The organism is Dyella silvatica (genome assembly GCF_026283955.1).
Classification (GTDB): domain Bacteria; phylum Pseudomonadota; class Gammaproteobacteria; order Xanthomonadales; family Rhodanobacteraceae; genus Dyella_C; species Dyella_C silvatica.
Map to the genome: position 1 here is coordinate 1 of NZ_JAPDPE010000094.1, position 22,217 is coordinate 22,217.

The 22,217-nt window shown below is 61.5% G+C and carries 24 protein-coding genes and 1 pseudogene; 13 read left to right on the forward strand and 12 right to left on the reverse strand.

What is annotated here, in order from left to right; genetic code table 11:
- The 5 genes from OUZ52_RS16690 to OUZ52_RS16710 all read left to right on the forward strand — a co-directional run.
- On the forward strand, positions 1-343 hold a 343-nt coding region (locus OUZ52_RS16690; RefSeq protein ID WP_323135365.1), incomplete at its 5' end, for a CheR family methyltransferase.
- 8 nt (positions 344-351) lie between these two features.
- Positions 352-990, forward strand: a complete 639-nt coding sequence (cheD, locus tag OUZ52_RS16695) for a chemoreceptor glutamine deamidase CheD (RefSeq protein ID WP_266159673.1) — start codon at positions 352-354, stop codon at positions 988-990.
- 237 nt (positions 991-1,227) lie between these two features.
- Positions 1,228-2,325, forward strand: coding sequence for a protein-glutamate methylesterase/protein-glutamine glutaminase (locus OUZ52_RS16700; RefSeq protein WP_266159674.1), 1,098 nt, complete (start codon positions 1,228-1,230; stop codon positions 2,323-2,325).
- Positions 2,326-2,376: 51 nt separating this feature from the next.
- Positions 2,377-3,546 (forward strand): methyl-accepting chemotaxis protein, encoded by a 1,170-nt coding sequence (locus OUZ52_RS16705; protein ID WP_266159692.1) that lies wholly within the window; start codon positions 2,377-2,379, stop codon positions 3,544-3,546.
- Between the two features lie 45 nt (positions 3,547-3,591).
- Positions 3,592-3,903 carry an STAS domain-containing protein gene (locus OUZ52_RS16710; protein ID WP_266159675.1) on the forward strand — a complete coding sequence of 104 codons (312 nt, stop codon included), beginning with the start codon at positions 3,592-3,594 and terminating at the stop codon, positions 3,901-3,903.
- A gap of 279 nt (positions 3,904-4,182) precedes the next feature.
- Here OUZ52_RS16710 and OUZ52_RS16715 read toward each other — a convergent pair whose 3' ends face one another.
- The 6 genes from OUZ52_RS16715 to OUZ52_RS16740 form a co-directional block, all read right to left on the reverse strand.
- Entirely contained in the window at positions 4,183-4,545 is a 363-nt protein-coding gene (locus OUZ52_RS16715) for a hypothetical protein (protein ID WP_266159676.1), read from the reverse strand.
- A gap of 859 nt (positions 4,546-5,404) precedes the next feature.
- A complete protein-coding gene (locus tag OUZ52_RS16720; RefSeq protein ID WP_266159677.1) occupies positions 5,405-5,971 on the reverse strand; it encodes an NUDIX hydrolase in 567 nt (188 codons plus the stop codon).
- Positions 5,972-6,048: 77 nt separating this feature from the next.
- Positions 6,049-6,954, reverse strand: coding sequence for a 5'-3' exonuclease (locus OUZ52_RS16725; RefSeq protein ID WP_266159678.1), 906 nt, complete (start codon positions 6,952-6,954; stop codon positions 6,049-6,051).
- Positions 6,951-7,520 (reverse strand): nitroreductase family protein, encoded by a 570-nt coding sequence (locus OUZ52_RS16730; RefSeq protein ID WP_266159679.1) that lies wholly within the window; start codon positions 7,518-7,520, stop codon positions 6,951-6,953. The genes OUZ52_RS16725 and OUZ52_RS16730 overlap by 4 nt, the downstream gene beginning before the upstream one ends.
- A gap of 46 nt (positions 7,521-7,566) precedes the next feature.
- The gene (cdd, locus tag OUZ52_RS16735; protein ID WP_425493869.1) at positions 7,567-7,974 is read right to left on the reverse strand and encodes a cytidine deaminase; all 408 of its coding nucleotides are present in this window, start codon (positions 7,972-7,974) and stop codon (positions 7,567-7,569) included.
- 106 nt (positions 7,975-8,080) lie between these two features.
- The gene (locus OUZ52_RS16740; RefSeq protein WP_266159680.1) at positions 8,081-8,326 is read right to left on the reverse strand and encodes a hypothetical protein; all 246 of its coding nucleotides are present in this window, start codon (positions 8,324-8,326) and stop codon (positions 8,081-8,083) included.
- Positions 8,327-8,482: 156 nt separating this feature from the next.
- On the opposite strand from OUZ52_RS16740, the gene OUZ52_RS16745 reads away from it, so the two are divergent.
- A complete protein-coding gene (locus OUZ52_RS16745; protein WP_266159681.1) occupies positions 8,483-9,583 on the forward strand; it encodes an NAD(P) transhydrogenase subunit alpha in 1,101 nt (366 codons plus the stop codon).
- Between the two features lie 77 nt (positions 9,584-9,660).
- Here OUZ52_RS16745 and OUZ52_RS16750 read toward each other — a convergent pair whose 3' ends face one another.
- The 3 genes from OUZ52_RS16750 to OUZ52_RS16760 are packed head-to-tail and all read right to left on the reverse strand — an operon-like array spanning position 9,661 to position 11,139.
- Positions 9,661-10,191, reverse strand: coding sequence for a DUF3106 domain-containing protein (locus tag OUZ52_RS16750; RefSeq protein WP_266159682.1), 531 nt, complete (start codon positions 10,189-10,191; stop codon positions 9,661-9,663).
- Positions 10,192-10,194: 3 nt separating this feature from the next.
- Positions 10,195-10,536, reverse strand: a complete 342-nt coding sequence (locus OUZ52_RS16755) for a hypothetical protein (protein ID WP_266159683.1) — start codon at positions 10,534-10,536, stop codon at positions 10,195-10,197.
- Complete coding sequence (locus OUZ52_RS16760; protein ID WP_266159694.1) at positions 10,537-11,139, reverse strand: RNA polymerase sigma factor; 603 nt, start codon at positions 11,137-11,139, stop codon at positions 10,537-10,539.
- 138 nt (positions 11,140-11,277) lie between these two features.
- Between OUZ52_RS16760 and OUZ52_RS16765 the strand changes: the two genes are divergently transcribed.
- Both OUZ52_RS16765 and OUZ52_RS16770 read left to right on the forward strand, forming a co-directional pair.
- Positions 11,278-11,586 (forward strand): NAD(P) transhydrogenase subunit alpha part 2, encoded by a 309-nt coding sequence (locus OUZ52_RS16765; protein ID WP_266159684.1) that lies wholly within the window; start codon positions 11,278-11,280, stop codon positions 11,584-11,586.
- Positions 11,586-13,016: an NAD(P)(+) transhydrogenase (Re/Si-specific) subunit beta gene (locus tag OUZ52_RS16770; RefSeq protein WP_266159685.1), complete on the forward strand. Its 1,431-nt coding sequence runs from the start codon at positions 11,586-11,588 to the stop codon at positions 13,014-13,016. The genes OUZ52_RS16765 and OUZ52_RS16770 overlap by 1 nt, the downstream gene beginning before the upstream one ends.
- Positions 13,017-13,146: 130 nt before the next feature.
- On the opposite strand, the gene OUZ52_RS16775 is transcribed toward OUZ52_RS16770, so the two are convergent.
- Complete coding sequence (locus OUZ52_RS16775; RefSeq protein ID WP_266159686.1) at positions 13,147-13,608, reverse strand: hypothetical protein; 462 nt, start codon at positions 13,606-13,608, stop codon at positions 13,147-13,149.
- A gap of 407 nt (positions 13,609-14,015) precedes the next feature.
- Here OUZ52_RS16775 and OUZ52_RS16780 point away from each other — a divergent pair, with 407 nt between their 5' ends.
- From OUZ52_RS16780 to OUZ52_RS16790, 3 genes are all read left to right on the forward strand, one after another.
- Entirely contained in the window at positions 14,016-15,848 is a 1,833-nt protein-coding gene (locus OUZ52_RS16780) for a M4 family metallopeptidase (RefSeq protein ID WP_266159695.1), read from the forward strand.
- A 207-nt stretch (positions 15,849-16,055) separates the two neighbouring features.
- A complete protein-coding gene (sufT, locus tag OUZ52_RS16785; RefSeq protein ID WP_266159687.1) occupies positions 16,056-16,613 on the forward strand; it encodes a putative Fe-S cluster assembly protein SufT in 558 nt (185 codons plus the stop codon).
- A 524-nt stretch (positions 16,614-17,137) separates the two neighbouring features.
- The gene (locus OUZ52_RS16790; protein ID WP_266159688.1) at positions 17,138-19,732 is read left to right on the forward strand and encodes a protease pro-enzyme activation domain-containing protein; all 2,595 of its coding nucleotides are present in this window, start codon (positions 17,138-17,140) and stop codon (positions 19,730-19,732) included.
- A 153-nt stretch (positions 19,733-19,885) separates the two neighbouring features.
- Here the strand turns inward: OUZ52_RS16790 and OUZ52_RS16795 are convergent, their stop codons facing one another.
- Positions 19,886-20,371 carry an asparaginase domain-containing protein gene (locus tag OUZ52_RS16795; protein ID WP_266159689.1) on the reverse strand — a complete coding sequence of 162 codons (486 nt, stop codon included), beginning with the start codon at positions 20,369-20,371 and terminating at the stop codon, positions 19,886-19,888.
- A gap of 406 nt (positions 20,372-20,777) precedes the next feature.
- On the opposite strand from OUZ52_RS16795, the gene OUZ52_RS16800 reads away from it, so the two are divergent.
- Complete coding sequence (locus OUZ52_RS16800; RefSeq protein ID WP_266159690.1) at positions 20,778-21,164, forward strand: thioredoxin family protein; 387 nt, start codon at positions 20,778-20,780, stop codon at positions 21,162-21,164.
- A complete protein-coding gene (locus tag OUZ52_RS16805; RefSeq protein ID WP_266159691.1) occupies positions 21,164-21,892 on the forward strand; it encodes a cytochrome c biogenesis CcdA family protein in 729 nt (242 codons plus the stop codon). The genes OUZ52_RS16800 and OUZ52_RS16805 overlap by 1 nt, the downstream gene beginning before the upstream one ends.
- Positions 21,893-21,934: 42 nt before the next feature.
- Here the strand turns inward: OUZ52_RS16805 and OUZ52_RS16810 are convergent.
- Positions 21,935-22,217, reverse strand: a pseudogene (locus tag OUZ52_RS16810) (acyl-CoA dehydrogenase family protein); the annotation flags it as partial.

Consider the following 22,217-nt stretch of genomic DNA (forward strand, 5'->3'; position numbering starts at 1 on the left):
CATGAGTGGGGTAAGCAAGGAGCGTCAGCGCCGCTGGTTTCTGCGTGGCGAAGGCAGCTATGACGGCTTCGCCTGCGTGCACCCGCGCTTGCGTGAACTGGTCAGTATCCAGCTGCTGAATTTGTTGCACGAATGGCCGATGCAGGGGCCGTTCGATGCGATTTTCTGCCGCAATGTGGTGATTTATTTCGATAAGCCGACCAAGCAACGATTGTTTCGCCGCTACGCCAACATGCTGGCGCCGGGCGGTTATTTGTTTCTCGGCCATTCTGAATCGATGCATGGCCTGTCGGACGACTTCGAGCTGATCGGTCGCACTATTTACCGCAAGCGTGTGACATGAATCGGCCCATGTCATCGGCCAGGGCGCAAGCCGACGCGGCCCCTGTATTGCCTGGCTTCGAGCATGTGCGCCGGTTCTGGGACCCGGCCCAGGCCTGCATGACGGCCAAGCTGTTGCCGGGCGAGTTTTATGTGAGCGCGCAGGATGAAATGATTTCCACCGTGCTGGGCTCGTGTGTATCGGCCTGCATTCGCGACCGCCGCCTGTGCATCGGCGGCATGAACCATTTCATGCTGCCAGAGCCGGTCGGTGAGCGTGATGGCTGGTCGGCCACGGTGAGTCGCGCGGCGCGTTATGGCAACGATGCGATGGAACAGCTGATCAATGCCATTTTCAAGGTCGGCGGACGCCGTGAGGATCTGGAAGTGAAGATCTTCGGCGGCGGTCGGGTGTTGGCGCAGATGACCGATATCGGTCGTCGCAATATCGCCTTTGTGCGGCGCTACCTGCAAGCCGAGAACCTGACTCTGAGTGCCGAGGACGTCGGCGACGTACATCCGCGCCAGGTGCAGTTTTTTCCGCGTAGTGGCCGGGTGCGCACGCGCTTGCTGCACGGTTTGCAGCAGAGCCGCCTGGTCGATAGTGAGCAGCATTACCTCAAGCGTTTAGCAAACGATCCGATAAAGGGAGAGGTGGAGTTGTTCTAGAGCGATGGGCGAATGTCATGGATCGGTTGCGGCAGCCTGCCTTCGGGTCTTTGGCGGCATCGGTGATGACCTTGGCGACAATCAGCTCCCTCCTCTGCGTGCAGGGGAGGGTTGGGGAGGGGTAAGGCTTTGCCATCAGAGCTACCCCCTCCCAGCCTCCCCCTGCGTGCAGGGGGAGGGGCGAGGAATCCCATCTCTGGTTCTTCGCTTCACCCTAACAAAGGCGAGCAAACAGCAATGCAAAGAGTGCGTGTACTGGTGATCGACGATTCCGCGTTGGTGCGGAAACTGCTGTCGACCATGCTTGCCTGTGATCCGGTCATCGAAGTCGTGGGTGTGGCGGCCGATCCGCTGATCGCACGCGAGAAGATCAAGCAACTCGAACCCGATGTGCTGACGCTGGACGTCGAAATGCCGCGCATGGATGGGCTGACCTTTCTCGAAAACCTGATGCGGCTACGGCCGATGCCGGTAGTGATGGTGTCGTCGCTGACTCAACAGGGGGCCGAGGTTACTTTGCGCGCGCTGGAGCTGGGCGCGGTGGATTTCTTCACCAAGCCCAGCAACGACCTGGCGAGCACCTTCGCTGCCGGTGCGCAGGAAATCTGCGCCAAGGTGAAGCTGGCCGCGCTTACCCGGCCGCGGGTGCGCAGCACGGTGCGCAAGCTGGAAGTGCCGCCGCGGTTGAGCGCCGATGCGGTGTTGCCGCGCGCACAGACACCCGACTCGCGCGGTGGCAGCCGCATCATCGCCATCGGTGCCTCCACCGGCGGCACCGAGGCGATTCGCGTGGTGCTTGAAGCGATGCCGCCGGATGCGCCGCCGATTTTGATTACCCAGCACATCCCCGCTGCGTTCAGTGGGCCCTTCGCCAGCCGCATGGACAATTGCTCGGCGATGCGGGTGTGCGAGGCGCGTGACGGCCAGCCGATTCAACATGGTCACGCTTATATCGCGCCGGGCGGTCAGCATCTGCTGGCGATGTGGGACGGTGCCCGCTATGTGTGCCGGCTGCACGATGGTCCGCCGGTCAATCGGCATAAGCCGAGTGTGGATGTGTTGTTCCGCTCCGTCGCGGCCAGCATCGGTGCGCCTGCCATCGGGGTCTTGCTGACGGGCATGGGCGATGACGGCGCGCGTGGCCTATCCGAAATGCGCGAAGGCGGTGCCATGACCCTGGTGCAAGACGAGGCCAGCTCGGTGGTCTGGGGCATGCCAGGTGCGGCCTGGAAGCTGGGCGCGGCCAGCGAAATGCTGCCGCTGGACCATATCGCGGCGCGCTTGCTGGAGCTGGCGCGCCAACCTATCGCGCGCGTCCTGCGCGCGGCTATCTGATTCCTGGACAAACCCATGTCAGTCATTCATCCATCGCATGCTGCACGCCCTATGGCCTTTGTTCCATGGAACGGTTTCGCCGTCAGTGTGCTGGCATTGCTGCTTTGCTTGTTCTGGCACCCGCTGTGGCTGGCGCCACTGTCGGTGATTGCGCTGACCGCGGTGTGGATGATCGAGTCGCGCCGCAGCGCGGCACGCGCCAGCCATACGTTGGTGCTGCAAACCGCGGCAGCTGATAACACCCCGGTGCGTGAAGCGCTTGAGGATGTGCGCGGCGCCTTGGTCGATGAGCTGGGCCATGCGTCGCGCGAGCTGCATCAGGCGATGGACTTGCTGCGCGATGCGGTGTCTGAGCTGGGTGGTGGCTTTGATGGCTTGTCGCAAAAGACCGGCCTGCAGCAATCGCTGCTCAAGCAAATCATCGATGCGCAGAACGGCGGTGTCTCGGTGCAGGATTTCGCCGCGCGCACCGGCGATTTACTGGAGCATTTTGTTGGCCTGATCGTGCAGCTGTCGCGCGAAAGCCTGCGCATCGTCTATCGCATTGACGGCATGGCGAGGGAGATGGATGCGGTGTTTGGCCTGTTGAAAAACGTCAACACGATTGCCGAAGAAACCAATCTGCTGGCTTTGAACGCAGCTATCGAGGCCGCGCGTGCGGGTGAATCGGGTCGCGGCTTCGCCGTGGTGGCCGGGGAGATTCGCAACCTGGCCAGCCATTCGAATCAGTTCAACGAACAGATCGGCAGCCACGTCGAACGCGCCCGTGCCGCGATGGAGCAGTTGCGCGGGCTGGTCGGCGCCATGGCCTCGCAGGATCTCAACGTGGCATTGTCGGCCAAGGGCGGTATCGACGCGATGATGGCCCACGTGACTGAAAGCGATGCCCGTACCAGCGCCGTGGCCGATCAGGTGGTCGAGATCAATCGCGGCCTGGGCAACGATGTATCCACCACGATTCGCTCTTTGCAGTTCGAGGACATTCTCAGCCAGCTGATCAACCAGACGCGTACGCGTCTGGTCGAACTGCAAGAGGTCACCGCCGAGTGCACGCATGACATCGAAGCGCTGGCCTGCGGCCCTATCGATGCCGTGGCGCTGGCCGATCGCGCGCATCGGGTGCGTTCACGCCTGGCGGTGCAGCGCGAAAAAGCCCGCCTGCGTTCGCGCGGTCCGGCGCTGCAAAGCACGATGGACGCGGGCGAAATTGAATTGTTCTGATCTTTGTCTTCCCGGCCTGCGGGAAACAGCACTTATTGAGGAATCATGCGTATGAGCCTGACCACGCATCACGATACCCAGCTCGATTGCCTGACCTTGCAACTTGGCGAGCATTTCGATTTTTCCGTACACCGCGATTTTCACGATGCCTGCCTCGGCAGCCGTGCGCCGGCTCGTAGTTATGTCATCGACCTGGGCGAAGTGAGCAGCATGGATAGCTCGGCTCTGGGCATGCTGCTGTTGCTGCGCGAGCATGCCGGTGGCGCGCGTGCCGAGATCCGTATCGTCAATGCGGGCGGCGAGTTGCGCGGGACGTTGCGAGTGGCGGGGTTCGATAAATTGTTTTTGTTGCAGTGAATTAAGAGCGGGGAACGGGGAATAGGGAACGGGGAATGTGAAGGTCGAGTGGTGCCTGCGGCGTCTCGCTCTTTTTTGATCTTTTTTGGTTTTCTTTGATTTTTCTCTTGCTTTTCAGCTTCTGCTTTTTAGGCTTTTCCCCGTTCCCCGTTCCCCGTTCCCCGTTCCCCGTTCCCCGTTCCCCGTTCCCCGTTCCCCGTTCCCCGTTCCCCGTTCCCCGTTCCAAAAAAATGGCCCCTTGCGGGGCCAAAAATCGTGCGGGTTCGGTGCGGCGTTGAATTACCAGGTTTTCACGTCAGCGACGCCGACGGTGTAATCCTGCATATCCGCCTGGTAACGAAATAGACGGCCGAGATCGAAGGTGACGGATTGGCCGGGCGCGATATTCGCGGTGCCGGCGGGCCAGCCCTGCTTGGTCTGCAGTACTTTGCCGCTGGCGTCCTTGGCATCGACACGCACCTGCGCGGCTGCCGCTTCGGCGCAATGGTTGACCAACTGGCCGCTCAGGCTAAGACGCAGGCCGGCACCGCTGCCGGTGGCCTTCATCTTGAAATCCTGGATGGCGAAGTCGGTGGGGGCGCAGGCGGCGTGGGCGCCTATCGGGGCCAGTAGTAGCAGGGCGGAAACGAGCAAGGTTTTCATGGGCGGCAATCCATCCAAATGAAGGTCGCTAGTGCGACGTCACATTGAAATCGGCCGGGGATTGGGAATCTTTAGGGTTTGGGGGAGTGGGGCCTTTTTTGGGAGCTTTGCGCTTGTTTGTGGTGGTATCGCGACCTGGCTCGCCTGCGGCGGGCTTTCGAACCCCTGCCGGGGTCCGAGTCACTTTTCTTTGCGTGGCCAAAGAAAAGTAACCCAAAGAAAGGCCACCCCCATGCCGCGCTCTACGGGCATCCTGCCCTGCGAGTGCGTGAGGCTGGGGCGGGCTTTTCGACAGGGCATCCTGCCCTGGCGAAAAGTGGCAGGCGTCCTGCCTGCCACCCTGCGGGCCTGTCGTCCCAGCCTCACCGCGGTATAGGGGTCCCAACAGCAGCGCGCATCCTGCGCGCACTCAGGTGCGACTGCATGCAGTCGCCGGGCATAAGTCGCACGTTCGAAAGTCGGCACGACACCGCACGGCTCTCGCTGTTGCCGTTGCGCCTGCTTTTGACCTTCGGGGCCCCTGTGCGTCGGTGAGGGTTGGACGAGAAGGCCCGCAGGGGGCTCGGCAGGGACGCCGAGTCCTTTTCGCCAGGGCAGGAGCCCTGTCGAAAAGCCCGGCCAGCCCTCACGCACCCGCAGGGCGACAAGCGGGGTTGGCCTTTCTTTGGGTTACTTTTCTTTGGCCACGCAAAGAAAAGTGACTCGGCCTCCGGTAGGAGGTCGAAAGCCCGCCGCAGGCGACAAACTCGCGAGACAGCATCAACCAGGTGAATGCAGACGATCACTCCGGCGGCGAACGCAGACGATCACTCCAGTAACGCAAACACAGAAAGCTACTCAGCGAGCCAACACCCAAGCCTCACCCCAACCTGCCATGCTCAATAAACCAAAGCCCAGCAAACAACTTAGGGTCAATCGAATACCCCTCACCAGCGCGAGCAAACAACCAAGCGCCGGCCTCCAATCGAGGCACCTCGTGCACCACGATATTCTCACTCTCATCGCCACCACCCGGGCCGACCTTCTGCAAATCCCAGGCGCGCACAAAGGCAATGATTTCAGTGCTCATGCCCGACGAAGAAGGGCCTTCGTGGATGAACTCCAGCCGGCTGCTGCGATAGCCGGTTTCTTCTTCCAGCTCGCGCTGCGCAGCCAGCAAGGCGCTTTCATCGTCTTGCCCGACCAGATCGCCCACCAGGCCCGCAGGCATCTCGATGGTCTTCTTCAGAATCGCCACGCGGTATTGCTCGACGAACAGCACTTTGTCTTCCGGGGTGACGGCCAGAATGATCACCGCGCCACCGGGATTATTGCGTTCGGCGTATTCCCAGCGACCACGTTTGCGCAGGCTTAGCCAACGGCCTTGATAAAGCGTTTCTACGCTGGCGTGGGCATCGCTGGGGATGGTGTCTACAGGCTGATTCATGGGCGGTCGTGTGTGGAAGGGATGTACGCATGGTGCCGCTTGGTCATGACAGCCACAAGTTGAGGGGTGGTCGCGGCTTAGTCGATCAGTGACTTCAATCGGGTGCGGGTCATCGGGCCGAAACGCAGGCGTTCGCATAGTGCTTCGAGCCGTGGCCATTCGCTGCGTTGACGGCGCAGGGCATCGGCGTCGGTGGGAACCGGGGCGTCGAGTGCAATGCGGGTGAGTCGGCGGTAGAGGCGTGCATCTTCGCCATGATCGCGCAGTTTTTTGGCGGTGCTGGCGGCGCCGCGCAGGCGTAGAAAAGCCACTTCATCGGCGCGTTCGAGCAAGGCGTCGAGATCGCCGAAATGGGCGAGCAAGGCGGCGGCGGTCTTGGCGCCGATGCCGGGAACCCCGGGAATGTTGTCGACCGAGTCGCCGCATAGTGCCAGGTAGTCGGCGACTTGGTGCGGGTGCACGCCGAGTTTTTCGTGTACGCCGGCCGGGCCCCAGCGCAGGCCGCGGCCGTAGTCCCATTGCTCGTCGTGTTCGCCCAGTAGTTGGCCGAAGTCTTTGTCGGCGGAGACGATCACGCTGCGAAAGCCCTGGCTGCGCAGGCTCCACAGTGCGCTGCCGATCAGGTCGTCGGCCTCAAAGCTGTGATCGATGAGTACGACGATGCCTAGGGCTTCGGCGACTTCGCGGCAGAGTACGAACTGACGCTCTAAGTCGGGTGGCGGCAATTCTCGATTGGCTTTGTAGGCGGGATAGATGGCGTTGCGAAACGAGGTGGTGAGGGATGCATCGAAGGCCACCGCGATATGTTCGGGCTGGGTTTTTTCCAACAGCTCGCACAGAAAACGGGTAAAGCCATGCACGGCGTTGACCGGGTGGCCTTCGCTGTCGGTGAATTCGTCGGGCATCGAATGCCAGGCGCGAAACACGTAGAGGCTGCCATCGATCAGGTGAGCGGTGGGCAGGTGGCTGCTGGCAGTGTTCATGGCGACCAGGTGCTGAGCAGGCTGGCAAGCTCGGGGCGGTCGCGGTCGGGGATGTCGATTTGCGCGGTGCCGAGGTGGACGAAGCCGATCACCTGTTCGTTCTCGGCCAGGCCCAGTAGCGCGGCGACTTCAGGATCGTAGGCCGCCCAGCCGGTCAGCCATTGCGCGCCATAGCCCAGCGCATAAGCGCCAAGCAGCAGGTTGTGAGCAACGCAGCCGGCGCTGAGTTTTTGCTCGATGGCCGGCACTTTGCTGCTGTGGTCGATACGTGCGATGACGGTAACGACGAGCGGCGCGAAGGTGTAGCGCAGCCGCTCTTTTTCGCGGTTGGATTCGGGCAATTGCGGATCGCGGCGAATCGCCAGGGCGGTCAATTGCTCGCCGAAATGCAGCTTGGCTTCGCCACGCAACAGGATGATGCGAAACGGCGCCAGTTTGCCGTGGTCGGGTACGCGGATCGCGGCCTCCAGCACTGCGTGCAGGGTCGCTTCGTCCGGTGCGGGCTCGCTGAGCTGGCGCGATGGGGCGGAGTGGCGTTGTTGCAGCAGGGACAGAGGAGAGGACATGGGCGAGCTCGGCATCAAAGCCGTCATGCTAGCAGCAGGGGCGTTGTCACTTGGGCAGGCGAAACCATCCGGGCAGCAGTTCGCCCACGGTGGTGGCTTTTACGGAGCCTTGCAGATTGGTCAGTAGCACCGGCATGTCGGTGTCGCATAGCTCGGCCATTACCTGGCGGCAGGAGCCGCACGGGTTGATGGGTTCGGGGGTGTCGCCAATGACTGCGAGCCGGGCGAAATCGCCAGGCTTGCAGCCTGCGGCGATGGCGGCGAACAGCGCGGTGCGCTCAGCGCAATTGCATAGGCCGTAGGCGGCGTTTTCTACATTGCAGCCGAGAAAATGGCGGCCGTCGTGGGTTTGCACCGCGGCGCCGACATAAAAGTGTGAGTACGGTGCATAAGCTTGCTCGCGTGCTTCGCGGGCCAATAGCAGCAGTGAATCGACATCGACGTGCATAGGCATCGGGATCTCCAGTTCGAAACCCGCGGTAGCACGCCATGACCGCTCATGAAGACCGACGGCGGCTCAGTCTACTCCGCTCATTGACGATGTGAAGCCAGGTATTTTGCTACCAGGCCCTGGGCTTGTCGGGTAGGTAATAGCCGTTGCGAAAGCAGGTGTCGCCAAGTGCTTGCCGGGCCCGTAGATCTTTGATCGCCGCCAGTTTTTTCTGCAGTTTGGGGGAAGCACAGAAGGTTTTGATTTCTTCCGGGGTTTGCGGATCGGGGATGGCTTGATTGCATCCTGCCAAACCCAGGGCCATGCCACTGAGCAGGGTATGCAGAGGGCGTGTGTAAGTAGTGCGTTCCGACATGATATGCATCCATTCCATTAGATGAGTAGCAAACCTAACACGAGCGAGACGAGATGTGCGGTGGGCAGCTGACTGAGTCTGGATGACTCTCGCCGAGAGACGACGCGGCTCGGCGCATAGGCTAGGATGCACAAATCTTTCCGCTGGGGATGCACGATGCCGATCACCGTGGCCGCATTGCGTGAAACCGCCGCCGCTGAGCGGCGTGTGGCGATTACGCCTGAAGTGGCGAAGAAACTGCACGGCAAAGGCGTGCGTGTGTTGCTGGAGCGCGGCGCGGGTGTCGCTGCCGGGTTTCCTGATGCGCTATATGCCGATGCTGAATTCACCGATGCCGCCGGCGTATTGGCGCAAGCTGATTTGCTGGCCTGTGTGTTGCCGCCGGACGATGCGGTTTATGAGTCTTTGCGCGAAGGCACGGTGTTGGTGGGCCAGCTGCGGCCTTACGGCGCGACGGCGCGGGTAGATGCGTTGACGCGGCGCAAGCTCAGCGCATTCGCCTTGGAGTTATTGCCGCGTACGACGCGCGCCCAGGCGATGGATGTGCTCAGTTCGCAGGCGGCGGTGGCGGGTTATCGCGCGATGCTGATTGCCGCCGAGGCCGCGCCGAAATTCTTTCCCATGCTGACCACCGCCGCAGGCACGATCCGTCCGTCGCGTGTGTTGGTGATCGGCGCCGGTGTGGCCGGGCTGCAGGCAATCGCCACGGCACGCCGCCTGGGTGCGCAGATCGAAGGTTATGACGTGCGTCCGGAAACACGCGAGCAGGTGGAGTCGCTGGGGGCGAAATTTCTCGACCTTGGGGTGAGTGCAGCCGGCAGCGGCGGCTATGCGCGCGAGCTATCGGCGCAGGAGCGCGCCGCTCAGCAACAGGCGTTGGCCGATCATCTCAAGGTGATCGACGTGATAGTCACGACGGCAGCGGTGCCGGGCCGGCCATCACCGAAGATTCTCAGTGCAGCCATGGTCGAAGGTATGAAGCCGGGGGCGCTGATTGTGGACTTGGCGGCGGAGGGTGGTGGCAACTGCGAACTGACTCGCCCGGGTGAGCGGGTAGAGCACGCTGGCGTCAGCATTCTGGGGCCGCTTAACCTGCCTGCCGGCGCACCTTTGCATGCGTCGGAGATGTACGCGCGCAATGTGTATAACTTCGTCGAATTGTTGATACGCGACGGTGTCTTGCAGCCTGATTTTGACGACGAGCTGGTGTCGAAAAGCTGTGTGGCGCATGCCGGCGAGACGCGCTTTCAGGCTTGATCGCGGGTGCGGATGAGTGGCGTTGGCGCAAGAGTTTGCTTTTGCCGGCGCCATCTCACGGCTAACTCGACCGGCAGTTAATGCCTGCCACGACCGCCGCCTGACGGAAAGCCGGACGGCGCACGATTATGCGGCATGGCCGGCATGGCGTGAGTTTGCTGCCACTGGCGCATCAGTTGATCGCGGCGATCTGCCGGCAACTGCTGGAAATGCTGATAAGCGTTATGCAATTGCTGGCGCTGTTCGGGCGGCAGTTGCTGGAACTTGCGCATATTGGCGCGCGCTTGTTCGCGCTGTTCGGGGGTCATTTGCTGCCATTGGGCCATACGCTGCCGGATTTCCTGCCGCCGGTCAGGCGGAAGTTGGTTCCATTGCTTGGCGCGCTCCAGCATCTGTGCTTGCCGCGCCGGCGGCAGGGCATTCCAGCCCTGACTCATCGGCGACAGCATCTCGCGCTCGCTCGGCGAAAGGCTTTCCCATGGCCGCGGCGCCGCTGGGCCTTGCGGCGCCGCGGCGGGAATCGTGAGCTGTTGCGCCAGCAATGGTGTGACCGGGCTGCCGAGCAGACCGGCCAACAACAGGGCTAGCGCGTAGCGAGAAAGACGCATGATTTAGTGATTCGCCTGGTGACTGCCATCGGTGGCGAGCCAACCGTAGAAATCGAGATTCTGATAAAGCTTGGGGTCGGCATTGACAGCGTCCAGCGGCAATTCGCTGTCAACATCGGCGATCTGACCTGCAACGGCGCTGCTTTCCGGCAACGGCATATTGGGATGGTTGAGCAGTGGCGACCATACCATCAGCGCCAGCAAGGTGAATGCCACGGCGCCGGTGGGTAGCAGGCGCATCATTCGCGATGCAGGCGCTGCCGCGGCCAGGGCGGTACGCCGCGCCGCGCGCAGGCGACCTGCGGTGACCGGGTCGATATGCTGGGCTGCCTCGCGGTAAAGCATTCATCGCCATACCTCCAATTGATCGCGCAAATGTTGCATGGCGCGCGACAGATGGGTTTTTACGCTGCCTTCAGAGCAGCCCATGGCCTGTGCGGTTTCTGCTACATCCAGGCCTTCCAGTACGCGCAGCATGAAAGCCTCGCGTTGACGCCGCGGCAGCTTTTTCACGGCTGTCGCCATATCGGCATACGACTGCGAATCTTGCAGCCGATCAAGTGGACCCGGCCCGGTATCGGGTGGTTCCCAGCTGGGCAATTCGTCGCCATCGTCGTCACGGCCGCCACCCAGCCAGCCCACCATGATCGAGCGCACCTTGCGCCGGCGCTGCAAATCGACGATGCGGCGCCGCAAAATGCCCCAGAACAGCGGTGGCCACTCTTGGGCGGGTTTGTCGCGGTAATGCTTGACCAGCCGCAGCATCGAATCTTGCACCGCGTCCATGGCGTCTTCACGGTGGCCGAGATTCATTTCAGCCATGCGAAAAGCACGCCGCTCCACCTGCGCCAGAAAGGCGTCGATAGTGGTTGGCGTGGCACGGACTTCGTCAGCCAGCAGATCGGGACTGACTAGATCCGCGTCAAGCGTAGACGCGATGCTGTTCATTGCATCGTCATCCGCGTTGTCGGAGCGCGCATCGGGGGTTTCCATCGGTTCGACCCCTGCATTCAACGCGGCGGGCTCGCGTAGGTTGACCCGCAACCGTATGATGCCCCGATAAAGGTGAATCGGCACGGAGAGGTCATGATCGACGGGTTCCTGGCGCTATACATATTCATGCTGGCAGCATTCACCGGTTACGAGATCATTGCGCGGGTGCCCGTGATCTTGCACACGCCACTCATGTCCGGATCGAATTTTATCCACGGTATTGTGCTGGTGGGCGCCATGATAGCGCTAGGCCATGCGCATACATCGTTTGAAATTGCGATTGGTTTTCTCGGCGTTCTGCTCGGTGCCGGCAATGCCGCCGGTGGCTATGTGGTGACCGAGCGCATGCTTGAGATGTTCAAATCAAGCAAGCCTGGCGTAAGCGACAAGGAGAGCAAGTAATGGCCTGGCTGCCCGACGTGATCAAGGCGTGTTACTTCCTCGCGGCGTTGTTGTTCATTCTTGGCTTGAAGCGGATGAGTTCGCCACGCACCGCGCGCGGCGGTATCACCTGGGCCGGTGTGGGCATGTTGCTGGCGGTGTTGGCGACGTTGGCCTTGCCCGATATCGGCAATCGTGGGTTGATTCTCGCCGCGGTGTTGATCGGTGTGTCGGCGGCCTGGTGGTCGGGGCGGCGCGTGGCGATGACCGATATGCCGCAGATGGTCGCCTTGTATAACGGCATGGGCGGCGGCGCGGCCGCCGCCATCGGTGCAGTCGAGCTGATTGGTTACAGCGGACAAAGCATCACGCTGCTGGGCGGCGATCAGTTCACCGCCGGAGGCGCCAGTGCGCCGGGCACCATGCAATTGGCGTTGGCGGTGTTGGGGGCATTGATCGGTGCGATCAGTTTTTCCGGTTCGTTGATTGCCTTTGCCAAACTGCAAGGCTGGCTGGATAAGCGCTTTGTGTTTCCGGCGCAGCGCGCCGTCAACATGCTGGTGCTGGCCGTCGCGGTGGGCATGGGTGTGGCGATCGCTTGCGGCCAGCTCAGCCTGCCGTTGATCGCGGCGTTTTTCGCGCTGTCGCTGTTATTCGGCTTGATGATGACCTTGCCGATCGGCGGCGCCGATATGCCGGTGGTGATCTCGCTCTACAACGCGTTTACCGGTTTGGCGGTGGCGCTGGAGGGTTTTGTATTGCAGAACGAGGCGATGATTATCGCCGGTACCGTGGTGGGAGCCGCCGGTACTTTGCTGACGCAGTTGATGGCCAAGGCGATGAACCGCTCGATCGGCAATGTGTTGTTCGGCAGTTTTGGTGCCAGCGGCGCCGCCGCGCAAGACATCGGCGGCGCCCAGAAACCGATCGAAGCGGCCGATGCAGCGGTGATGATGGCGTACGCCGAGCGCGTGGTCATCGTGCCTGGCTATGGCATGGCGGTGGCGCAGGCGCAGCATAAAGTGTGGGAGTTCGCGCAGGCGCTGATCGCCCGTGGGGTGAAGGTGAAGTTCGCGATTCACCCGGTGGCCGGTCGCATGCCGGGCCATATGAATGTGCTGTTGGCCGAGGCCGGCGTGCCTTACGACCTGATCGCCGACATGGAAGATATCAATCCCGAATTTCCGGTTACGGACGTGGCCTTGGTGATTGGCGCCAACGACGTCGTCAATCCGCTGGCCAAGACCGATCCGGCATCGCCGATTTATGGCATGCCGATTCTCGATGTTTCCCATGCCAAGCACGTTATCGTGGTCAAGCGTGGCAAGGGTACCGGTTTTGCCGGTATCGAGAATGCGCTGTTCTATGCCGATAACGCGCGCATGCTTTATGGCGATGGCCAGGCCGCAGCCGGTCAGCTGGTGACTGAACTGAAAACGCTGGACACCTGATCCGGGCACCTGATCAGCACGCCGAGGGCCGGGTGTGCTGGTTGGTGTGCTGGTTTAAGCCGGCGACTGCGCTTGCCAATCTTCTGCCGCAGCCAGGCGAGGTTCGCTGCCGTTAGCCGCGATGGCGCGATCAGGGCGATGGCGCTTTGCGCGGCAACGCAGCCCATGCCGCCAGCGCAGAGCCGGCCGCAAAACAGACTAGGTCAGCGGGAGCCAGGGTCAGCTTGGCCAACTGAAGCAGCATGCCGCTGCCTGCGGTAGCTAACGCGTCGGTAAAGTCGATGCCCATATTCCAGGCGAGATAGGCCGCCGCCGTCAGCATGCTGACGTAAGTCGCCGCCAGCATGGTCGCCATGACCGCCAGCACCGCGGCGCCAAGGCTTGCTTGACGGATCCACGAGCGGATGACCCGGCCGAGCAGCCAGCCCAGCGGCAGTGCCAGCCAGGGCATGGAGCGGCCGGTGTACATGGTCGGCAGCATCCATACCGCCCCTGCCGCCAATCCCAGCATGGCCACGCTAAGCAGCGCCAATAGATAGCTTGCCAAGGTACGCAACGGGTTCCGGACTGGGCGTGAGGCGGGTGCGGGCACGGTGGCTCCTTGGGCAAACGCACATCATAGCCGGGCGCCGTCGGTACGCGGGTGGGGCGGTCATCCTCGGTGACGAGCGGCAAAGCGATGGGCGTCGCAATTTCTTTGCATGAATCGCATGTTTTCACGCTTTGCTGACGATGGCCCGTGCTAGCGTCGAACGATCGTCGGGAGGGAGACTCGACGGTGACCTCAATCGTCTTGATCGCGCATCAACGCACTGTCGGTGCGGCGTAGGTTCTTGCCTGTTTTTCTGGGGGCGGGAAGGGGGTCGGCTTGCCTGCTGATTCGTAAGCAAGCCATGTCTGTGCATGAGGGAGTCTTCGCGCTGCCTGGGGGAGGAGCCAGCAGCGTCGCGTCGTTTTTCCCATAACCATTTGGAGAACACCGCAATGACAACTCAGGTAATGACGAAATATAAGCGTGCAAGCGTTTGGCTAGCCCTGATGGGCTTGGCCGGCGCCACGGCTGCCCATGCGGCCGATGTGCAAAACCTGCGCGCGCAGAGCTTAGGGGTGACACCGAGCAATCAGCTGGTTGCTCGCTTGGGGTTAAGTGCCGATAACAGTCTGGTGGCACGCCAGGCAGCGAAAACGGCACACGGTACGCAAGTAGTGCGCATGCAGCAGTACTACAAAAATGTGCCGGTCTATGGTCGCAGCATCGCGGTCGAACAGGACGCCAGCGGCAATTCGCTGAGTGCGAATGGCAGCTTGCTGCAGAACGTGCAGGCCGATCTGAGTTCAGTGACGCCACGCTTGAGCACGTCGCAGGCGCTGGCCTCGTTGCGTGCCAACACCAGCCTGTTATCCAAGGCTGGCCATGCACCGCGCAATGAGCGTGCGGATTTGTACGTCTATCCTGATGAGAGTGGCCGTGCCCGGCTGATTTATCTCACCTCGTATGTGCTCGATGGCGACAAGCCGTCGCGGCCCACCGCCATCATCGACGCCAACAGCGGCCAGGTGATCAAGCAGTGGGACGGGCTTGCCTATGCCGACTTCGATGCGAATGGACCGGGTGGCAACCAGAAAACCGGTCAATACAACTACGGCACCGATTACGGTCCGCTCAAGGTGACCCAGTCGGGCAGTACTTGTACGGCGCAGAACGCCAGTGTGAAGACTTACAACCTCAAGCAGACCACCGGGGCCGGCACCTTGTGGAGTTTTATCTGCCCGACCAGCCAGGGCGACGGCATCAACGGTGCGTTTTCGCCGATCAACGACGCCCATCATTTCGGTGGCGTCGTGCATGACATGTACCAGGCATGGTTTGGCGCTCCGCCGCTCAACCAGGTGCTGGTGATGAATGTGCATTACGGCAGCAGCTATGAAAATGCCTTCTGGGATGGCACCTCGATGAACTTCGGCGACGGTGCGAGCACGTTTTATCCGCTGGTATCGCTGGACGTGACCGGTCACGAAATCAGTCATGGTTTCACCGAGCAGCACTCCAACCTGGCTTACAGCGGCCAGTCTGGCGGCATGAACGAAGCGTTCTCGGACATGGCCGGTGAGGCGGTGGAGTTCTACGACCGTGGCAAGAACGATTTCCTGGTTGGTGCCGAAATCGTCAAGGCCAGTGCCGGCATCGGCGATGCGTTGCGCTATATGTGTAATCCGCCGCAGGATGGCGGCTCGATCGACAATGCGGCGAACTACACCAGCAGCCTGGATGTGCATTATTCCAGCGGCGTGTACAACAAGGCGTTCTGCTTGTTGGCGAAAACCAGTGGCTGGGGCACCCGCAAGGCGTTTGAGGTATTCGAGCGTGCCAATGCGATTTATTGGAATGCCGATGAAACCTTCAACTCAGGCGCGTGCGGTGTGCAAAAGGCGGCTACTGACCTGAGCTACACGGTGAGTGACGTGACCGCGGCCTTTACCGGCGTCGGTGTCAGCTGCGCCGGTGGCGGCGGTGGTACCACCGCGCTGCAGAATGGCGTGGCGGTGACTGGTCAGGCGGCGGCTTCCGGCGCCGTGCTCAACTACACCGTGGATATCCCGGCGGGCGCACGCAATCTACTGATTGCCAGTTCGGGTGGCAGTGGCGATGCGGATCTGTATGTGAAATTCGGTTCCGCCCCGAGCACCAGCACCTATGACTGCCGCCCGTACAAGAGCGGCAACAACGAAAGCTGCAGTTTCGCCACCACCAAGACGGGCAAGTACTACGTGCAACTGCGTGGTTATGCGGCGTTTTCCGGCGTAAGCATCAAAGCCAGCTGGACCCCCTGAGCGAACTGGACTTAGCGCCGTACTAGCGACGGCGGCCAGTGGTGCCCGCCGGGCTTATCGCCCGGCGGGCCTTGAGATGAGCGTCGATCATCCCGACTTACCTTGGTTATCGGCCCATATGACCGGCTTGGCCGGGCGCCCGAGTATCATGGCGGGCTGGCAGCGGCGATCAGCCGCGCCCCGAACAGGTAAGAGACAGGTAAAGGCATGAGTGGTTTTAGTCTAAGTAGCGAACCTTTCACCCTGGAGCGTGACTGCAGCGCCGTGATGGTGCCCCAGGGCGAGACGGTAAGCCTCCCGGCCGGCCAGATCGGCTATATCACCCAGGCCCTGGGCGGTAGTTTCACGGTGTACGTGGAGGGCAATCTGTTCCGCATTGCCGGCTCCGATGCCGATGCCCTGGGCAAAGAGCCCCCCGCGCCGATCGAGCTGGCCGCCGATGCCAGCGACGAAGATGTCGAGAAGCTGGTGTGGCAGCAGCTGCGCACCGTGTTCGACCCGGAGATTCCGATCAATGTGGTAGAGCTGGGGCTGGTGTATGACGTCAGCCTGGAGCATATGCAGCAGGATCAGCGCAAGGTCTACGTGAAAATGACCCTTACCGCGCCCGGTTGCGGCATGGGCGACATCTTGATCGACGATGCCCGGACCAAGCTCGAATTGATCCCGACCATCGCCGAGGCGGACGTAGACCTGGTGTTCGATCCGCCGTGGAGCCATTCGATGATGTCGGATGCGGCCAAGCTGGAAACCGGCATGCTGTAAGTCGCCCGACACCGATAGTCATTCATCTAGTGATTGATTCGACGCCCGCCTTGCGGGCGTTTTTTATTGCGTCAGATAATTTTTATTTGAGTTTGGATAAGCGTTTATTAATGCCGATGGCGAAGGAAATAACGCGATCGAATTTATTTTCGATAATGTGACATTTAGCGAAATAAATTACGGACTAATACATTTTCCTAGCTAGGGTGAAGTGCCGCTAAAAATCACATAGTGAAGATTGACATGGTTTCATTTATTACTTAGCGTCAAATGATTCGCCATTGGAGGGATGGCGGATGATCCTTAATGACGGTGGCTGCCGCACTCGAGCACGCACGGTCATGCAATTACGTCTCGCATATAGCCATGTCACGGAGTGGCGGGGGGAACTATGTGCCGGATGTTTTCGGATCGCTAGACAACGATGAAATCTGGGGCCGTGTCAGGCACGGCTATTTCTATTGATGGGGTCCATGCGGCCGCATAAGGCCCGTTCGTCCCCGAAAATGTCTAGGAGATGGGTAATGCTTAGTAATAATTGCTTTAGGGGTGAGGGAAAGCAGGCGTATCGCAAGGCGTTGTTGCCGCTGGCGCTGTCGTTGGCGGTGATGAGCCTGTCAGCACAAGCCAGTGAAACCTGGGTTGCCACCGGTACGCATGCGGCGATTCAACAAAACACAGCCAATAGTGTTTCGACGTTGTCGATGGTGGGGCATCCGCACGTCGATGCCACCCAGGTCATGCCGCTGGAAGCCAGCAAGCCGCTGCATGTGGCAGTCAGCCTGAAGCTGCGCAATCAGTCGCAGTTGAACACCTTGTTGCGCGAGCTCGATCAGGTCGGTAGCCCGAACTATCACAAGTATCTGACCCCGGCTCAGTTCAAGGCGCAGTACGCGCCGACCGACGCACAGGTACAGGCCGTGGTGGCTCACCTGCAGCAAGCGGGTTTCAACAATGTGCAGATCACCCCGAACAACACCTTGGTGACGGCCGACGGCAACGCCATGAGTGCCAATGCGGCGTTCCGCAGCAGCATGCAGACCTTCAACTTCAAGGGTAAGCCGCGCTTCGCCAATGCGGCCGACGTTACCGTGCCGCAATCGTTGGGTTCGATCGTCGGCTCGGTACTGGGCCTGCAGAACTTCGATGTGCCGCACGTGATGAGCCATGTCATTGCCAACCCTGCGGCCACGGGCGTGCATAGCAACCTGCAAAGCAACGCCACGCAGGGCCCGCACAACGCGAATGATTTCGCCGCCATCTACGACGCCGGCAGCACGCCGACAGCATCGGCCACGACGGTGGGCATCATCGGCTGGGGCACCATGACCCAGACCATCTCCGACCTGAATACTTTCACCAGCAATGCCGGCCTCGCTACGGTCAGCACGCAGACGGTGACGGTCGGCACCGGCGGCCTCGCCGATGACGGCAGCAGCTATGTCGAGTGGAACCTGGACAGCCAATCCATCGTCGGTACCTCGGGCGGCGTGCAGAAGCTGATCTTCTACGCGGCGGCTAACTGCGATACGAGCGACAGCTGCTTGACCAATGCCTCGCTGACCGCGGCATACAACGCAGCGACCACGGCCAATGTGGCGAAAGTCATCAATGTGTCGCTCGGCCTCGACGAGACCGGTGCGAACAGCGACGGCACCCAGGCCGCCGATGACAACGTGTTCAAGCAGGCGGCGGCGCAAGGCCAGACCTTCTCCGTCTCGTCGGGCGATGAAGGCGTGTACGAGTCTGAAGGCGGCGATATCGCCGACAGCAGCGGCAACATTTTGTCGGGCGTCAACCTGGCTCAGTACTCGGTCAGCGAGCCGGCGACCTCGCCGAACGTCGTTGCCGTGGGCGGCACCACGTTGAGCACCAACGGCAACGTGTGGGCGGGTGAAACGGTGTGGAACGAAGGTCTGCAGCAAGACCAGAACAACCCGTCCGATGAGCGTCTGTGGGCCACCGGCGGCGGCGTCAGCAAATTCGAAGCCGCACCGGCCTGGCAGACCACCGCACTGGGCGCTTCGGTGACCAAGCGCGTGCTGCCTGACGTGGCGTTCGATGCGGCGCAGTCCACTGGCGAGAACGTTATCGTCAACGGTTCGCCGGAGCAGGTTGGCGGTACCAGCCTGGCCTCGCCGATCTTTGTCGGTGTGTATGCACGTATCCAGTCGGCCAACGGCAACAAGTTGGGCCTGCCGACCTCGAACATGTATAAGTATTTCGCCACCGATACCACCCCGCTGCACGATGTGACCTCGGGCAACAACGGTTACAACGGCTACGGCTACAACGCTTCCGCTGGCTGGGACTACACCACCGGTTGGGGCAGCCTGGATATCGCCAAGTTCAGCAGCTATATCACCAAGTACTGGGGTGGCGGCTCGACCGGCGGTACGCCGGTAGCCAACTTCAGCGATACCGTGAGTGGGTTGACGGTTAACTTCACCGACAGCTCCACCGATACCGGTGGCACGATCACCTCGCGTTCGTGGAATTTCGGTGACAGCAGCAGCTCGACCAGCACCAGCCCGAGCCACACCTACGCGGCCGCCGGTACCTACAGCGTTGCGCTGACGGTGACCGACAGCACCGGTGCCACCAACACCAAGACCCAGTCGGTCACGGTGAGCAGTGGTGGTGTACCGACTCAATTGCTGGGCAATACCGGCTTTGAATCGGGTGCGGCTTCGCCGTGGACGATGAGCTCTGGCGTGCTCAACAACGACACCACCAGCGAACCGGCGCATGCGGGTTCATGGGATGCATGGCTGGACGGCTATGGCAGCACGCATACCGACACGGTGGCGCAGACGGTAGCGATTCCGGCGGGCAAGACGTCGGCCACGCTGCAGTACTACCTGCATATCGACACCGCTGAAACCTCCACCACGAAAGCCAACGACACCTTGAAGGTGCAGGTGTTCAACTCGGCCGGCACCTTGCTGACCACGCTGGCTACTTACTCCAACCTCAACCAGAACAGCGGCTACACCGTGCATACGGCTAATCTGGCCCCGTACATCGGCCAGACGGTGACGATCAAGTTCACCGGTGCGGAGAACAGCTCGCTGCAGACGTCATTCGTGCTCGATGACATCACCCTGACCGTGCAGTAAGCACGCTGTAACCAGAGGCTGGCCTGTTGCCAGTCTCTTTACCAAGCACAGGGATGTGCTGACTGGATAAAAAAACCGGCCTGCAAGGGCCGGTTTTTTTATCGAGGGATTGAAGCCTCGGCGCCGTAGCGGCCGCAGGTACTTTCTACAAACTCAGGCTTCTTCGAAACGATTCGCGTCGCGGTTCTTGCGTACCTTGGCGGGATCCCACACGCGGCCATTCATGGTGATGTAGACGCCGTCAGGCAGGGTCTGCACCGCCGCCACCGCGCAGCCGATATTGAACACCGCGTCGGAGCCCTGGAAGCGGGCCGGATTCAGCGCGCCGGTGAGCACGATCACCTTGCCCTTGATATGCGCCAGTTCGCGCGCGGTTTCTACCATGGTGTCGGTGCCATGGGTGACCAGCACGTGGCGATGCGGTTGCGCCTCGATGGTGGAGCGGACCAGCGAGCGGTCGTCGCTGCCCATGTGCAGGCTGTCTTTGCGCAGGATGGGAATCACATCGAACTGAAACGCCACACCCAGCTGGGTCAGGATCTCGCCGATCTGCGGTGCGCCGATCTTGTAGTCCGACTTATCGTCGAAGTAGATCTTGTCGATGGTGCCGCCGGTGGTAACGATGGTGAGATGCTGCATGGTTGCTGCGCCGTGGGAGGGGAAGACAGCGCATTTTAGCCCGGTCGGCGGGGGATTACTTCTTCGGCTGTCGGTGCCGGCCTGTCGGTGCCTGCCAGCGGCCTGCTTACTCGCCGTATGGGCGGTGCCGGCTCGGCATGTTGCCGGTATCGCCGCGGCAACCGACGCCCAGACGCCTCAAGCGGCATGGCTCAAGTCCCTGAGGCCGCTACCGCGCCGGGGTAACCGCGCGACAGCTTGAGCCGAAGACCTGGATAGGCCCCTTGATGGGCGCCGTAGCCTGTGCCGCAGGCATGGTGTGCGCCTGTGCGTAACCCGGTGGGCCCAGCCAGCGAATAACCAGGCATAGGCGGCGTAAGCCACCTGGGCCAGCCATTTCCATACCACTAGCGGAGTGCAGACCATCATGAAAGCAGGCAAGGGCGCGTATCTATGGGGTCTTCTGTTGCTGATGTTGACAGGTGCGTCTTGGGCCGGGGAGGTGCCGTTCAAGCAGGCGGATTACGACAAGGCGGTGGCCGAAGGCAAGCCGGTGGTGGTTTACCTGCATGCGGACTGGTGCCCGACCTGCCGGGCGCAAAAACCGATTCTCGACCGCTTATCGAAAGAAGCGCGGCTCAAGGACGTGACCATCTTCGTCGCCGATTTCGACACCGAGACGGCGCTGGAGAAGTCGCTCAAGGTGGCCCAGCAGTCCACCTTTGTCGTGTTCAGGCAAGGGCATGAGGTCAGCCGCTCAACCGGGCAGACACAGGAGAGCGCGATTCGCGCCGTGCTGGAACAGGCACTCTGATGGACTTCGGCTTCGGCACTTATGTACTGGGTTTTTTGGCAGGGGCGGCCACGTTGTTATCGCCTTGCGTGCTGCCGATCCTGCCTATTTTGATAGCGTCCGCGCTGTCCCGGCATCGTCTGGGCAGCGCCATGCTGGCGTTGGGTCTCGGCCTTTCGTTTGCGCTGGTAGGCATTTTCATCGCCACGCTGGGTGCATCTATCGGTCTGGACGCCGGCACGTTTCGCCATGTCGCTGCGGCGCTGATGGTGTTGTTCGGCGTGGTCATGCTGTCGACGCGCCTGCAGCAGCTGTTTTCGCGAGTGAGCTCACGGATCGGCTGGACCGGCCAGCAAGGGCTTGGTTTCATCAAGGGCGACGGCCTGCTTAGCCAGTTCTTGATTGGCTTGATGCTGGGGCTGGTCTGGAGCCCGTGCGTCGGCCCGACGCTGGGCGCGGCGACTACCCTGGCCGCGCAAGGCAAGGACCTAGGCCACATCGCGTTATTGATGGTGGTGTATGGCCTGGGTGCCGGCTTTCCGTTGCTGATACTGGGTGCGCTGTCGAACGCGACCATGACCCGGCTGCGCGGCTCGCTGGTGTCCGCCGGCAGTGTGGCCAAATCGGTGCTGGGCGGGCTGTTTGTATTGTTCGGCGTGCTGATTCTGACCGGGCTCGACCGCAAGCTGGAGGCGCTGATTTTGTCGATCAGTCCGGATTGGCTGACCACGCTGACGACTTCGCTGTAAATGCTTGCCCGACCTGCGCAGATGCCTGCGCGAGGTCGCCTGTCAGCCGAGTAACAGCAGCGTATCGGCGCCATCGTGGCTGGCCAGGCGATCGAGACCATGGGCGACAAAGCGGCGCAACGCGGCGGCGGGGCGTCGATCGCCGCGTGCGTTGGACCATGCCGCTTGTCGCGCCAGCAAGGCCGCGGCGGCACAGCGAGCAAGGGTGAGGGCAAGCCCGCGCGCACCGGCTTCAAGCCGTTCTCGTTGCTGGCCATGTGTGTCGAGCCAGCGACTGGCGGCATCCAGTGCATGCTGGATGGCACTCACCGCATGCATGTCGTCG

Excerpts from the sequence above, each read along its gene's own strand:
- cheD (WP_266159673.1), top strand. The coding sequence starts at position 352 with ATGTCATCGGCCAGGGCGCAAGCCGACGCGGCCCCTGTATTGCCTGGC.
- OUZ52_RS16700 (WP_266159674.1), top strand. The coding sequence starts at position 1,228 with ATGCAAAGAGTGCGTGTACTGGTGATCGACGATTCCGCGTTGGTGCGG.
- OUZ52_RS16705 (WP_266159692.1), top strand. The coding sequence starts at position 2,377 with ATGGCCTTTGTTCCATGGAACGGTTTCGCCGTCAGTGTGCTGGCATTG.
- OUZ52_RS16710 (WP_266159675.1), top strand. The coding sequence starts at position 3,592 with ATGCGTATGAGCCTGACCACGCATCACGATACCCAGCTCGATTGCCTG.
- OUZ52_RS16715 (WP_266159676.1), bottom strand. The coding sequence starts at position 4,545 with ATGAAAACCTTGCTCGTTTCCGCCCTGCTACTACTGGCCCCGATAGGC.
- OUZ52_RS16720 (WP_266159677.1), bottom strand. The coding sequence starts at position 5,971 with ATGAATCAGCCTGTAGACACCATCCCCAGCGATGCCCACGCCAGCGTA.
- OUZ52_RS16725 (WP_266159678.1), bottom strand. The coding sequence starts at position 6,954 with ATGAACACTGCCAGCAGCCACCTGCCCACCGCTCACCTGATCGATGGC.
- OUZ52_RS16730 (WP_266159679.1), bottom strand. The coding sequence starts at position 7,520 with ATGTCCTCTCCTCTGTCCCTGCTGCAACAACGCCACTCCGCCCCATCG.
- cdd (WP_425493869.1), bottom strand. The coding sequence starts at position 7,974 with ATGCCTATGCACGTCGATGTCGATTCACTGCTGCTATTGGCCCGCGAA.
- OUZ52_RS16740 (WP_266159680.1), bottom strand. The coding sequence starts at position 8,326 with ATGTCGGAACGCACTACTTACACACGCCCTCTGCATACCCTGCTCAGT.
- OUZ52_RS16745 (WP_266159681.1), top strand. The coding sequence starts at position 8,483 with ATGCCGATCACCGTGGCCGCATTGCGTGAAACCGCCGCCGCTGAGCGG.
- OUZ52_RS16750 (WP_266159682.1), bottom strand. The coding sequence starts at position 10,191 with ATGCGTCTTTCTCGCTACGCGCTAGCCCTGTTGTTGGCCGGTCTGCTC.
- OUZ52_RS16755 (WP_266159683.1), bottom strand. The coding sequence starts at position 10,536 with ATGCTTTACCGCGAGGCAGCCCAGCATATCGACCCGGTCACCGCAGGT.
- OUZ52_RS16760 (WP_266159694.1), bottom strand. The coding sequence starts at position 11,139 with ATGAACAGCATCGCGTCTACGCTTGACGCGGATCTAGTCAGTCCCGAT.
- OUZ52_RS16765 (WP_266159684.1), top strand. The coding sequence starts at position 11,278 with ATGATCGACGGGTTCCTGGCGCTATACATATTCATGCTGGCAGCATTC.
- OUZ52_RS16770 (WP_266159685.1), top strand. The coding sequence starts at position 11,586 with ATGGCCTGGCTGCCCGACGTGATCAAGGCGTGTTACTTCCTCGCGGCG.
- OUZ52_RS16780 (WP_266159695.1), top strand. The coding sequence starts at position 14,016 with ATGACGAAATATAAGCGTGCAAGCGTTTGGCTAGCCCTGATGGGCTTG.
- sufT (WP_266159687.1), top strand. The coding sequence starts at position 16,056 with ATGAGTGGTTTTAGTCTAAGTAGCGAACCTTTCACCCTGGAGCGTGAC.
- OUZ52_RS16790 (WP_266159688.1), top strand. The coding sequence starts at position 17,138 with ATGCTTAGTAATAATTGCTTTAGGGGTGAGGGAAAGCAGGCGTATCGC.
- OUZ52_RS16795 (WP_266159689.1), bottom strand. The coding sequence starts at position 20,371 with ATGCAGCATCTCACCATCGTTACCACCGGCGGCACCATCGACAAGATC.
- OUZ52_RS16800 (WP_266159690.1), top strand. The coding sequence starts at position 20,778 with ATGAAAGCAGGCAAGGGCGCGTATCTATGGGGTCTTCTGTTGCTGATG.
- OUZ52_RS16805 (WP_266159691.1), top strand. The coding sequence starts at position 21,164 with ATGGACTTCGGCTTCGGCACTTATGTACTGGGTTTTTTGGCAGGGGCG.